We start from the raw sequence: 12,991 nt of genomic DNA, 5'->3' as shown, positions 1-12,991 counted from the left end.
TCCAGGTGCTGAAAGCGCGCTGTACGGTGCGACCCGCTCGGGGCGGCCGGCAGTGGACGGCAGATCAGGCGTCATTATATCGGCGCAACAAGCGTGCCTCGGCCGAAGGGGAGACGCTGCCGCATTGGAGACGGCAGTAAAGCCGTGGAGGAGGCGGGAGCGCCGCTACCGGCGCGCACAGATGCGACGCCGGCAGCGGGCGGATGAAGCAGGCAACAACTTCCGCTGCTTAGAACAAAACGGCAATGCCCAACATGCCGACGAACTGCGCATTGGTCGACGACGGCGTTGAATTCTGCGAGTCGCCAACGGCCGGTGTGGCATCGACGATATCCCCGGCGCCCTTCGCGCCGAGCGTCTGACCGTTCGCCCGCTGGTAAGCCTCCACCGCATACAGCGTGGTGCGCTTGGAGAGGTGATAGGCCTGTTTCAGCGAGTACTGCTGATAGCGTGCCGCGCTGGTGATGCCGTTGGCTTGCGACGCCATTGTGTACGAGAACGCGCCCGCGATATCGAAGGCCGGGCTGAAGCGATAGGTGGCGAGTGCCGCGTAGGTGTTGAAGATCGCGGTGTCGCGGAAGATGGAATGGCTGCCCGCCACGTACTGAACGTTGGTGTACGTCAGACCCATCATCAGGCTGCCGATCGTATAGTCCGCGGCCGCGGCGATGTGCTGAAGCGCCTTCGCCGACACATACCCGGTATTGAGCGACGAGGTGCCGAAACTGCCCGTCGAGGCGGGATCGAAGCCCGTGGTCTGCTGCGCGTTGTCCATGCGCAGATAACCCGCGGCGAGGTTCACCGGACCGGTTGCATAACGCACCCCTGCGCTGATGGTCTGGCCTTTGCCGGTGCTGCCGGCAATGCCGCCCAATGCGTACATGCCGCCTGCTTGCAGGCCGTTCCAGCTCGGCGTGTTGTAGATCAGCGAATTGTTGATGCGGATCGTGGTGTCGAGACCGTCGATGTCGCCCGGATGCGCGCCCGTTGCGCCGGTCAGCCAGTTGCTCGAGGCGAGCGGCCCGACGAACTGGTAGTACGTGGTGTACTGGCGGCCCATCGTGAACGTGCCGTAGAGCGGGTTTTGCGCGCCGATATACGCCTGGCGGTTGAAGATCTGCGTGGACGACGACAGCGCACCCGTGTTCGGATCGAAGCCGTTCTGCAAGTCGAAAACGATCGTGGTGCCGCCGCCAATGTCTTCAACGCCGCGCAGGCCCCATTTCGACGCATACAGGTTGCCCTGCCGCAGATACACGTTGGACGCACCCTTCTGGTTATTGGCGTAGACGATCGCGTCGTCTACCGCGCCGTACAGCGTCACGCTGCTCTGCGCGAAGGCCGGGCTGGCGAGCAAGGTTGCGCTGGCCGTGAATGCGAGTTTTCTCAATGTGCCGCTTGTGTGTTTCATCTGCAGTCTCCTTCGTTGTCCATAAGATCGCCGGATAAATCATTGAGTTTTTACGCGGGCCCTTCGGGCGGCCCGTCGCTTTTGAAACGCTAAATCAACGTCTGGGTGAATCGGTCAAACCACGTCACGGCTTAGTTGAAGTCGTGCTTGCGATGCTGCGCCTGCGCGGCGAGGCGCACCGCGGCGTTCCCAGCGCCGTAGCCGTCATAGCCGCCGCGCCGTTCCACGATTTCGAGGAAAAAGCGCTGGTCGAGTTGCTCGGTGTAGGCGTGGAAAAACTCACCGCCTTTTTCGTCGCGGTCGTACAGGATGTTGCCGGCGCACAGCGCTTCGATCGTTTCGTCGGGCAGCGCATAGCGGGCCGCGAGATCGTCGTAGTAGTTGCGCGGAATGCGCAGGATCGGCAGGCCGGCGGCGACGAATTGCGGAATCGCTGCGAAGATGTCGCCGGTGCGGAACGCCACGTGGTTCAGTCCCGAGCCGCGATAGGCATGCAGCGCCTCCGCCACGGCCGTGTGCCGGTCCACCGAGGCGTTCAGCGCGATGCGCACCGAGCCGTCGCGGCTGCGCAGCGCGCGGCTGCGCACCAGCCCGTACGGGTCCGGCACCAGCCAGCTCGGCTCCGCGTCGAAGCCGAAGGCCGTGCGGAAGAACAGCACCCACGTGTCGAGCGAATCCGCGGGCAAGGACAGAACCACGTGATCGATGTTCGTCAGCAGCGCGGGTTCAGTGGGGGCGTTGCTGTTGTCGAGGAGGAAATCGGCTTCGAACAGCGTCGGTTCGTCGGGGGTCTCGTCGACGAAATAGTTGAGGCTGCCGTCCGGTGCGCGCACGGCCGGCAACACGCGTTCGTTGGGTCCGACCTGGCCTGAGAACGGCGTATAGCCGAAGCCCGCCGCGCGCTCGAAGGCCAGCCTGGCGTCGTCGACGCGCAGCGCCGACGCGCACAGCGACAGCCCGTGTTGCTGGAAGAACGCACTGGCGAACGAATCCGCTTCGGCGTTCAGCACGAGCGAGGCGGCGCCGTGCTGATAGAGCGTGACGTCTTTCGAACGATGCCGCCCGGCACGCCGGAATCCCAGCTTGCCGAGCCAGTCGGCGAGTTGCCTGCGCGCCGCGTCGTCGACGGCGAACTCGAGGAACTGAAAACCGATGTGCGCCGGAGCGGGCGACGGCTGATAAAGCTCGCGGGCCGGCCGACCTTGCTGGATCAGTTTGCTACGCGTCTGCTCTTCGAGAAACAGCAAGGAGCGATGGCCGTCCGCCGCCGTCGCGGCGGTGAGCGCAGCGCGAAAGCCGTCGTTGAAAATCTCGAGCGAGAGCGGACCCTGGTAGCCGCTTTCCACCACACGGGCGGTGAAGCCGGCAACATCGAAATCGCCCTGGCCCGGAAAGCAGCGGTAATGGCGGCTCCATTCGAGCACGTCCATGGCCAGCTTCGGCGCATCGGCGATCTGCACGAAAGTAATCCGCTCGCCGGGAATCGCCGCGATTTCATCTACCGGATCGCCGATCGACAGCGTATGGAAGCTATCGAGCACGATGCCGAGGTTCGGATGATTGACCGCATTCACCAGCCGCCATGCGTGCCGGTACGAATTCACATGGCGTCCCCATGCAAGCGCCTCGTAACCGGCGATCACACCCGCTTGCTCCGCAGCCCTGGCCAGTGCGCCCAACTGATCGACGATCAGCGCGTCGTCGCGCAGCGTATCCGGCGACACGTTGCTACACACGAGGATGCGGTCGGTGCCCAGTTCATGCATCAGATCGAACTTGCGCTTCACGCGGTCGAGATTGCGCGCGAGCCGCTCGGCGCTGACGCCCTCGAAGTCGCGAAACGGCTGGAACAGCATGATCTTCAGGCCGAGATCGGCCGCGATGCGGCGCACGTCGGCCGGCGAGCCGTCGAAATACAGCAGATCGTTCTCGAAGATCTCGACGCCGTCGAAGCCTGCCGCCTGAATCGCGGTCAGCTTTTCTACCAGTGTTCCACTAATCGAAACGGTGGCAATCGATCGTTGCATGAACGGCTCCTGCGGCAAGAAATGGACCAATCTGTTACTTCTCGGCTCCGAACCAAGGGCCAATATCTGCCAGATTAGTTCGATTTTGCGACAGTCTATACAAACTAACTAGATCGTACAAATTAGCACAAACCCCAAAAGACCGGACCGCGGATCTGGCGCACACTAGTGCCACAGTGGGGAAGAACAGCCGTGCCGGCTGTGCGCCCTGCGCCTGAATCTTATGGAGTGGCTGCAATGAGTTTCGCCTCGGTGCTGGTCCTGAACGGACCCAATCTCAACCTGCTCGGCACGCGCGAGCCGGCCATTTACGGCTCGGAAACGCTCGACGACGTCGCGCGCCTGTGCCGCGATGCAGCAGAACGGCTCGATCTCGCGGTCGATTTCTGTCAGTCGAACGCCGAGCATCAGTTGATCGACTGGCTGCACGCGGCCCGTACCAAGGTGGACGGTGTGGTCATCAATCCCGCTGCCTACACGCACACGTCCGTGGCTATTGCGGATGCGTTGAGCGCAATCGACAAGCCGGTGATCGAAGTGCACATTTCGAACGTGCATCGCCGCGAAGCGTTCCGGCACCACTCGTATGTGTCGGCGATTGCCGAAGCGGTGATCATCGGCTGCGGCACGCAGGGCTATGTACTGGCGTTGGAGCGCATGGCGACCTTGCTGAAATCGAGGACCGCGAAATGAGCCGGCCTGCTGATCGACAATCGTATCTGGTCGGGCTAATCGGCTCCGGCATCGGCGGCTCGCTTACGCCGGCCATGCACGAGCAGGAGGGCAGTCAACTCGGGCTCAATTACGTGTATCGCCGCATCGATCTGGAAGCGCTCAAGCTCGATGCCGCCGCGTTGCCGGACATCCTGGTCGCCGCCGAACGGATGGGCTACAACGGCCTGAACGTCACGTATCCGTGCAAGCAGCAGATCATTCCTTTGCTCGACGAACTGTCCGACGACGCACGCGCCCTGGGCGCCGTCAACACGGTGCTGCTGAAAGACGGCAAGCGCATTGGCCACAACACCGACTGGTCGGGTTTCGCGCGAGCCTTCCAGCGCGGCCTGCCGGACGTGGCGCTCGAACGCGTGGTGCAGTTGGGTGCCGGCGGCGCGGGCGCGGCGGTGGCTCACGCGGCGCTGATGATGGGTGCGCAAACGCTGACGCTGTTCGATGTCGACGCGTCCCGCGCGCGCCTTCTTGCCGACGAACTGCAGCAGCGTTTTCCCGCTTCCACGGTGAGGGCAGGCGAGTCGCTCGCCGGCGCACTCGCAGAGGCTAACGGCCTGATTCACGCGACTCCCACCGGCATGGCCAAGCTGCCCGGTATGCCGTTGCCCGCGGCGTTGTTGCACAGCGGCCTGTGGGCGGCCGACATCGTCTACTTCCCGATCCGCACGGCCTTGCTGCAAGCCGCCGAGGCGGCCGGTTGCCGCACGCTGAGCGGCGGCGGTATGGCGGTGTTCCAGGCGGTCGACGCCTTTCGTATTTTCACCGGACTGGAGCCCGATGCGGAGCGGATGTCCGCGCACTTCCAGTCGCTGTTGCCGCGTGAGTAGACCTGCTGTGCAGCACATCCAATAACAGATGGAGGAGACAGACATGCCGCATCCGATTCATCCCGCCCATTCCGACTTGCCGGACGAGAACGCGCTGCCCGCCGGCGCCGCCGCGACCGGCGTGCGCCGCTCGAAGGTGCGTTACCGCATCCTCGCGCTGCTCGCGGTCGGTACGATGATCAATTATCTCGACCGTACGGTGCTTGGCATCGCGGCGCCGCAGTTGACCAGGGAACTGGGCATCAATGCCGCGCTGATGGGGCTGATGTTCTCCGTGTTTTCCTGGAGCTACGTGGCCTCGCAGATTCCGGGCGGGTTGTTTCTCGACCGCTTCGGCAGCAAGCTCACCTATTTTCTGTCGATGACGTTCTGGTCGCTATGCACGCTCGCGCAAGGACTGGTGCACGGCATTGCGCCGCTGTTCGCGTTCCGGCTTGGGCTGGGTGTGGCGGAGTCGCCGTGCTTTCCGACCAATAGCCGCGTCGTGGCCACCTGGTTCCCGCAAAACGAGCGGGCCATGGCGACGGGCACGTACACGGTCGGCGAATACATCGGCCTCGCGTTCTTCAGCCCGTTTCTGTTTGCGCTGATGGGCGCTTTCGGCTGGCGCTCGCTGTTCTACGTCGTAGGTGGGGTGGGTCTGGTATTCGGTCTCGTCTGGTGGTTCAGCTACCGTGAGCCGCGCGATCATCCCGCCGCCAACGCCGCGGAACTCGACTACATCGAGGCCGGCGGTGGTCTGACGCATCGCAAGAAGACGCCCGGCGAAGCGAAGGCCCGGTCGAGCGGCTTCGAATGGCGCACCATCGGCCAGTTGCTCAAGCATCGCCAGCTCACCGGCATCTGTCTCGGCCAGTTCGCGGGTAACTCGACGCTGGTGTTTTTCCTCACATGGTTCCCCACCTATCTGGCCACCGAGCGTCACATGGCCTGGCTGAAGATCGGCTTCTTCGCGATCATGCCGTTTATCGCGGCGTCGATCGGCGTGATGTTCGGCGGTACGTTTTCGGACTGGCTGCTGCGGCGCGGCGTCTCGCCGAACGTGGCGCGCAAGCTGCCGATCATCGCCGGCCTGCTGCTCGCGTCCACGATCATTCTCGCCAACTATGTCGAGAGCAACGTGACCGTGATCGTGATTCTGTCGGTGGCGTTTTTCGCGCAGGGGATGGCGGCGCTCGGCTGGACGCTCGTGTCGGATATCGCACCGGACGGCTTGCTCGGCGTGACGGGCGGCATCTTCAACTTCGCGGCGAATCTCGCCGGCATCATTACGCCGCTGGCAGTGGGACTGATCGTGGCGTGGACCGGCTCGTTCGTCGGCGCACTGGTGTTCATCGGCGTGATCGCGTTGATCGGCGCGCTGTCGTACATCTTTATCGTCGGCGATATCAAGCGGATCGTGCTGGCCGACTAAAGCTGCCGCCGCGCTGAGGCGGGGCTAAACGACAAACGAAGCAAAGCAAAACAAAACGCCTGCGGTCCTTATGGGTCCGCAGGCGTTTCTTGTCAGCAGTCTATGTTTCAGGCTTCGTTGCGCAGGAAGCGCAGCACGGCATCGACGATCATCGCCCGGTGCCGCGTGCGCAGCCGCGGATGCGACGGGTCGCGGCCGAAGGCGGTGCCGAACGTATGGCGATTGCCGATGCGGTGAAAGCACATGGAACTGATCAGCAGGTGCAGGTCGATCGCATCCACGTCGCTGCGGAACTGGCCGCTCGCAATGCCGCGCGCCAGCAGATCTTCGATGGTATGAATCGCACTCGCGTTGCTGTTCTTGAACGTCTTCAACTGCTCGACGTACTTCGCGCCGTGAATGTTCTCGATGGTGATGAGACGTACGAAGTCGCGATGCCGGTCGTGATAGTCGAAGGTGAATTCCACCAGCTTGCGCATGCCTTCGACCGGGTCCAGCTCGCTGACGTGCAGGTCCTGTTCGAGCGCGCGAATGTCGCCGTACACTTTCTCCAGCACCGCCTGGTACAACCCTTCCTTGCTTTCGAAGTAGTAGTACAGCATGCGCTTGGTGGTGTTCGTGCGCTCGGCGATGGCGTCCACGCGGGCGCCGGTCAGCCCCATGGCGGAGAACTCCTGGGTGGCGACTTCGAGGATATTGCGCTTCGTCTCTTCCGGGTCGTACTTGCGACGGGCGTCGCCGCGTCGAGGTTCAGACGGGATGCCGCTGTGATCGGGCGCGGCGGCCTTGCTTCCCTTGTTCATTGTGTTTTTCAGCGGCGATGACGGCGCATTCTAGCATGTCGAAATTCGCCGTTCCCGTTGCATGGGCAGCCTGTCCGGCGGCTTATCCGGCAGCGTCTCCGGATGCCCGCCGCCGCGCCGCCAGCGCGTCGCGCGCCTGCATCGCGGTGTAGGTCAACTGCGCGGCGGCCAGTCCGAGCGTGCCGAAGGTGTGCGTCAGGCCGAACGCGGCGAACGCCTCGGGAACCGGCCGCTCGCCGGCAATCGCCGCGGCCAGCAGTTCGCCGGAAACGGTGGTGGGGGCCATGCCGTGACCGCCGAAGCCGACGGCATACCAGACACCGTCGGCGCTCTGGCCGATCTGCGGCATCTTGTGCCGGGCGTAGCTCATCAGGCCGCCCCACGCGTGCTCGATCCGCACGTCGTGAAGTTGCGGATAGACCTTCAGCAGATCGCGCCGCAGCAGCCGGGCAATGGCTTGCGGCTCGCGATTCAGGACGGAGATGCGGCCGCCCCACAGGATGCGCGTGTCGGGCAGCGGGCGGTAGTAGTCGAAGGCGAAGCGGGTATCGTAGATCGCTGCCGAGGTGTCGATCGCGTCTTTCAGGCGCGCGCCGAGCGGCTCAGTAGCCATGACGTAGGTGGCGATCGGCAGCACCGCGCGTTCGACGCGCGGATAGACGTTGCGCACGTAGCCGCCACCGGCCATGACGACCTGGCGCGCCTCGACGGCGCCCTCGGCCGTTTCGACCAGGAAGCCGCTGCCTTGCTGCTGCAGCCGCACCACCGGCGAATGCTCGTAGATCTGCGCCCCCGCGTCGGCGACGGCCGCGGCGACCCCGAGGACATACTTGAGCGGATGGAAGTGGAACGCGTTGTGCTCGAGCAGGCCGCCGTGATAGCGGTTCGATTTCAACTGCGTGGCGAGCGTGGCCGGATCAACCGGTTCCCAGTCGACACCGAACGATTCCTTCATCAGACGGCGTTGCGCTTCGAGCCGCGCGGGTTCGTCGAACCAGTTGGCGAGGATCACGCCGGCGTGGGTCGCATCGCACTCGATGCCGTAGCGCGTGATGCGCCGCCGCATCAGATCGACCGCGTCGGTCGTGAGCGCGTAGAGCTCGCGGGCGCGCGCCGCGCCCAGAATCCTGAGCAGATCGGCGCAGTCGAGACTGTAGCCGCCGAACACAAAACCGCCGTTGCGCCCGGACGCGCCGAAGCCCACTTGTTGCGCTTCGAGAACGACCACATCGCGCACGCCGCGCTCGACGAGGCCAAGCGCCGTCGACAGGCCCGCGAGGCCGCCGCCGATAATGCACACGTCAGCGGCACGTTTGCCGGACAGGCGAGCCCGTTCGGGGCGAGTCACAGTTGCTTCGTAAAAGCTTTGCATAAAAGGTGGCCGGCGCCCGCTGGTTCGTCAGCAGGCGCCGGCATGGAGCGTTGAGTTCAGGATACCGGCAACAGCTTGCCGCTGAATACCACCGGACCGCTCGGGCCGTTGGGATTCGGCGAGCCGCCCGGCGGTTCGATCGAGATCGCCAGCGCCGCGTAGTTTTCCGGCTTTTGTTGCGCCGCGGGGACCTTGCCGTTGCCGCTGTTGGGCAGCACGCCAAGCGAGACCGGATGGCCGCTGGCGGGGATGCCCCACAACTGCATCGCCCGGTCGGGCGGGAGCTGGACGTCGCCGAGCCGGTGCAGCGTCATCGTGGAATGGGCTTCGTCCCACGCCACCAGCATGATCGGCTGAGCGTTCTTGTCGTTGAGCACCGCAACGTGCGACACCTCGGCCTCGGGTTGCTGCGCGGCCGTCTGCGTCGATTCGGTCGTCGTGGCGCCGAACGGCAACAGCGAACGCACGGCAAACACCAGCGCAATCGCTGCGAGCGCGGTCACGCCGATGGCCCAGCCACGCCAGAACGCGAGGTTGTCGAACAGGCTGCGGGCCGGGCGAGCCGGGCGGTCCGGCTGGGCCGACGGCGGGACGGTTGTCCCGCTCCGGGCGGCGGCGATGCCCAGCCGCTGCTCGATGATCTCCCAGACCGCCGCCGAGGGCATGCGCGGCGGCACGAGTTCGGCCAGCGGCTCGAGCCGTTGTTGCCACTCTTCCAGCGAGCGGCGGATCACCACGTCGTGTTCCGCGTATGTTTGCAGCCGTCGCCGCGCGCCGCCGCGCAAGGTGCCGAGCGCATATTCGGCCGCCAGCAGGTCCACCAGTTGAGGATACCGATGCAGATTCATCAGACACCCCCGCCCAGGCAGCTTTTCAATTTGCTGAGGCCGCGCCGGATCCACGACTTGACCGTACCGAGCGGCACAGTCAGCGTTTCGGCAATCTCGCTATGGCTTTGGTCGCGCAGATACGCCAGCGCCACCGCTTGCCGCTGCGCCGGCTCGAGCTGCTGCATGCACCCGTCCAGCAGCCGCGCTTGCAGGCTGACGCCTGAGAGCGTCTCCGGATCGGGGTCTCCCGAAGCGACAAGATCGTCCAACGCATCACTCCATTCTGTTTCCTGCGTGTTCACCCGCCGCAGGTGGTCGAGCGCACGATTGCGGACGATCGCCGACATCCACGTCATGGGGGCCGACAAACCGCGCCGGTAGTCGCCCGCGAAACGCCAGATATTGACGAAACTGTCCTGCAGGACCTCTTCGGCCCACTCGTGTCTGGTCAATATACGGAGCGCAAGGCCAAACAGTTTCGGGGCAGCCGCGTCATATAGCTCCCGCAGTGCGGCAGCGTCCTCTTTGGCAATGCGTTCGAGGAGCGCGGCGAGCGTTTCCGGCGTGAGTTCTCGAGTGTTTGCGGTCATGGACAAATGAGTGATGGCATGCGGGGCTATGTTACTCAATTTCCGGCTGCGGTTATATCCGCATTTTTTTACGTCGACCTGCATCCTGTCGGGCGGCTGCTGCGTATAGGAGGGGGGAGGCAGGTCTGCGTCAAGAGTCGGAGTCCGTTCCGACGGCTGGACGCAGGGTAGGGAGGACGGGGTAGTCGTAGGCGACCGGCGCCGTGGTGCGGCCCGAGCAGGTGCCGGGCACGGCTTCGCGCCAGGCTGGACAGCAAGCGCCCGGCGTAAAGCCGTCATGATGCATAGGGAGGCGGTGCTTACTTGCCCCAGCGCAGGACCACCGGGTCGAGGCGCCGCGCAATCGTCAGGAGACCTGCTCGGGTTGCGGGATGCATCGGCAGCAGCGGATGACGGACCGCGTCGGACTTGATCACACCGCCTGCTTTCATCAACGCCTTCGGAGTCGCGAGACCGCCCTGGCGATTCTCGTAGTTGATAAGCGGCAGCCAATGCTGATAGTGAGCGGCTGCGAGTTCCGCGTCGCCGGCGGCGTAAGCGTCGACGATCAGGCGGATGCCGTCGGGATAACCGCCGCCCGTCATCGCACCGGTTGCGCCCGCATCCAGATCGGCCATCAGTGTGATCGCTTCTTCGCCGTCCCACGGACCGATAATCGCGTCGCCGCCCAGTTCGATCAACTCGCGCAGCTTCGCGGCCGCTTGCGGCACTTCGACCTTGAAGTACGAGACATTCGCGAGCTCGCGCGCCATTCTCGCGAGAAATGGCGCCGACAATGCCGTGCCGGCCACCGGCGCATCCTGGATCATGATCGGAATGTCGATCGCATCCGATACCTTGCTATAGAACTCGTAGATGCCGCGCTCGCCGACGCGGATCGTCGCGCCGTGATACGGCGGCATGATCATCACCATCGCGGCGCCCGCATCCTGGGCGGCGCGGCTGCGCAGCGCACACTGGTGCGAGCTGAAATGCGTGGTTGTGACGATCACCGGGACGCGTCCGGCGACGTGCTCGAGCACCAGATGCATCAAGGTGTTGCGTTCGTCGTCGGAGAGCGCGAACTGCTCGGAAAAATTCGCGAGAATGCACAGGCCGTTGGAGCCCGCGTCGATCATGAAGTCGATGCAACGCTTCTGGCCTTCGAGGTCGAGACGCCCCTCGTCGTCGAAGATGGTCGGCGCGACCGGAAACACGCCGCGGTAGGAGGTCTGGGTGCTTGCTTGGTTCATGATGGTTCGATCTGCCTGGCGATGGTTTGACGGGTTTGCTTGACGGTGGATTGTCGACGCGCCGGGACGCGCCGCGCCGGAGAGAAATCAGGTAATGGCGCCGATCTGCCACGGCACGAATTCGTTCTGGCCGTAGCCGTGAATCTCGCTGCGCGAGAGCGAGCCGGAGGCGGTATCGAGCATCAGCTGGAACAGTTCGGCGCCCATCTCGTCAATCGATTTCTGGCCGCTGAGAATCGAGCCGCAATTCAGATCCATGTCTTCCTGCTGACGATTCCAGAGCGCGTCGTTGGTGGCGATCTTCAGCGACGGCGTCGGCGCGCAGCCGTAAGCGGAGCCGCGTCCGGTGGTGAAGCAGATCAGGTTGGCGCCGCCCGCCACCTGGCCGGTTGCGGAGATCGGATCGTAGCCGGGCGTGTCCATGAAGACGAGGCCTTTCGCGTCCACATGCTGCGCGTATTCGTAGACCTCGACGAGATTCGTATGACCCGCTTTGGCAATCCCGCCGAGCGATTTTTCGAGCACCGTCGTGAGGCCCCCAGCCTTGTTGCCGGCCGACGGATTATTGTTCATCGCCGCGTGGTGGCGCGCGCAATAGTCTTCCCACCAGCGGATGCGCGCGACGAGTTTTTCGCCGACTGCACGCGTCACCGCGCGACGCGTCAGCAGATGCTCCGCGCCGTAGATTTCCGGCGTTTCGGAGAGGATGGCGGTGCCGCCGTGCGCGACCAGCCGATCCACCGCGGCGCCAAGCGCGGGATTGGCCGAGATGCCGGAGTAGCCGTCGGACCCGCCGCACTGCAGGCCAACCACCAGATGCGCGGCGGGCACCGGCTGGCGTTTGACCTGGTTGGCTTCGGCCAGCATGCCTCCCACCAGTTCGATACCGCGTGCGACCGTTTTGGCGGTGCCGCCGGTGTCCTGAATGTTGAAGGTCTTCAGGAACTCGGCTTCCTTGAGTCCTTGCGTCTCCATGAGGCGCGAGATCTGATTGGTTTCGCAGCCTAGCCCGATCACCAGCACGCCGGCGAAGTTCGGATGCGCCGCATAGCCGCCGAGCGTGCGTTGCAGAAGCGCGAGTCCTTCGCCCTCGGGATCCACCGCGCAACCGGCGCCATGCGTGAGCGCCACGACGCCGTCCACATTGGGAAACGGCGCCAGCACCTCAGGGTGAATGTCGCGCCGGAAGTGGTCGGCAATCGCGCGTGCGACGGTGGCCGAGCAGTTCACCGAAGTCAGCACGCCAATGTAGTTGCGCGTGGCGATGCGCCCGTCGGCCCGCACGATGCCGTTGAACGTAGCGGGCGTGGCTGCCATGGCCGTGGTTTTGGTATCGGCGCAGAACGCGTAGTCGCGGGCGAACTCGCCCATCGCGACGTTGTGCGTGTGCACGTGCTCGCCCGCGGCGATTGGCCGGCTGGCAAAGCCGATGATCTGGCCGTAGCGGCGCACCGCCTCGCCCTCGGCAATGGCGCGCACGGCGACCTTGTGACCGGGCGGAATCAGGCCCGAGACCGTGACGCCTTCGCCCGGCAAGATTGTGCCGCCGACCAGTTGGCCGCGCGCGATGACGACATCGTCGCGGCTGTGCAGGCGGATCGCGGGGGGCGGTGTGACGGGGGAGGGTGTGACGACGCTGGGGTCTTCGCTGATGGATGGCATGTCGAATCCTTCTCTGTGGCGCAGCGCAAACCGGGTGAGCCGCGTGGCGTGCACGTCCCGGCAGGGTGTCTTGATTGTCTCCGGGACTGAC

The 12,991-nt window shown here is 64.6% G+C and carries 11 protein-coding genes; 3 read left to right on the top strand and 8 right to left on the bottom strand.

Features of this window, described 5'->3' with window-relative positions; translation table 11 throughout:
* Positions 1 to 229 precede the first annotated feature (229 nt).
* Together P3T42_RS13195 and P3T42_RS13190 are read right to left on the bottom strand one after the other, a co-directional pair.
* Positions 230 to 1,411, bottom strand: coding sequence for a porin (locus P3T42_RS13195; RefSeq protein ID WP_429306283.1), 1,182 nt, complete (start codon positions 1,409 to 1,411; stop codon positions 230 to 232).
* Between the two features lie 131 nt (positions 1,412 to 1,542).
* Positions 1,543 to 3,438, bottom strand: coding sequence for a bifunctional sugar phosphate isomerase/epimerase/4-hydroxyphenylpyruvate dioxygenase family protein (locus tag P3T42_RS13190; protein WP_429306282.1), 1,896 nt, complete (start codon positions 3,436 to 3,438; stop codon positions 1,543 to 1,545).
* 237 nt (positions 3,439 to 3,675) lie between these two features.
* Between P3T42_RS13190 and aroQ the strand changes: the two genes are divergently transcribed.
* The 3 genes from aroQ to P3T42_RS13175 are packed head-to-tail and all read left to right on the top strand — an operon-like array spanning position 3,676 to position 6,411.
* The gene (gene aroQ / locus P3T42_RS13185) at positions 3,676 to 4,131 is read left to right on the top strand and encodes a type II 3-dehydroquinate dehydratase (RefSeq protein WP_429306281.1); all 456 of its coding nucleotides are present in this window, start codon (positions 3,676 to 3,678) and stop codon (positions 4,129 to 4,131) included.
* A complete protein-coding gene (locus P3T42_RS13180) occupies positions 4,128 to 4,997 on the top strand; it encodes a shikimate dehydrogenase (RefSeq protein WP_429306280.1) in 870 nt (289 codons plus the stop codon). The genes aroQ and P3T42_RS13180 overlap by 4 nt, the downstream gene beginning before the upstream one ends.
* 43 nt (positions 4,998 to 5,040) lie before the next feature.
* Positions 5,041 to 6,411, top strand: coding sequence for an MFS transporter (locus P3T42_RS13175; protein ID WP_429306279.1), 1,371 nt, complete (start codon positions 5,041 to 5,043; stop codon positions 6,409 to 6,411).
* A 107-nt stretch (positions 6,412 to 6,518) separates the two neighbouring features.
* Here P3T42_RS13175 and P3T42_RS13170 read toward each other — a convergent pair whose 3' ends face one another.
* The 6 genes from P3T42_RS13170 to P3T42_RS13145 form a co-directional block, all read right to left on the bottom strand.
* A complete protein-coding gene (locus P3T42_RS13170; RefSeq protein ID WP_074294821.1) occupies positions 6,519 to 7,214 on the bottom strand; it encodes a TetR family transcriptional regulator in 696 nt (231 codons plus the stop codon).
* Between the two features lie 82 nt (positions 7,215 to 7,296).
* Positions 7,297 to 8,586, bottom strand: coding sequence for an NAD(P)/FAD-dependent oxidoreductase (locus P3T42_RS13165; protein ID WP_074294823.1), 1,290 nt, complete (start codon positions 8,584 to 8,586; stop codon positions 7,297 to 7,299).
* A gap of 56 nt (positions 8,587 to 8,642) precedes the next feature.
* Positions 8,643 to 9,434 (bottom strand): anti-sigma factor, encoded by a 792-nt coding sequence (locus P3T42_RS13160; protein WP_074294824.1) that lies wholly within the window; start codon positions 9,432 to 9,434, stop codon positions 8,643 to 8,645.
* Positions 9,434 to 10,006, bottom strand: a complete 573-nt coding sequence (locus P3T42_RS13155; protein ID WP_074294826.1) for an RNA polymerase sigma factor — start codon at positions 10,004 to 10,006, stop codon at positions 9,434 to 9,436. The genes P3T42_RS13160 and P3T42_RS13155 overlap by 1 nt, the downstream gene beginning before the upstream one ends.
* A gap of 299 nt (positions 10,007 to 10,305) precedes the next feature.
* Positions 10,306 to 11,238, bottom strand: coding sequence for a dihydrodipicolinate synthase family protein (locus tag P3T42_RS13150; protein WP_429306278.1), 933 nt, complete (start codon positions 11,236 to 11,238; stop codon positions 10,306 to 10,308).
* A gap of 87 nt (positions 11,239 to 11,325) precedes the next feature.
* Positions 11,326 to 12,900 carry a UxaA family hydrolase gene (locus P3T42_RS13145; RefSeq protein ID WP_429306277.1) on the bottom strand — a complete coding sequence of 525 codons (1,575 nt, stop codon included), beginning with the start codon at positions 12,898 to 12,900 and terminating at the stop codon, positions 11,326 to 11,328.
* Positions 12,901 to 12,991: the final 91 nt, after the last annotated feature.

The organism is Paraburkholderia sp. GAS38, assembly GCF_050434965.1.
Lineage (GTDB): Bacteria > Pseudomonadota > Gammaproteobacteria > Burkholderiales > Burkholderiaceae > Paraburkholderia > Paraburkholderia phenazinium_A.
The sequence above is the reverse complement of the archived record's forward strand: the minus strand, read 5'-3'. Positions and strand labels throughout refer to the sequence as shown.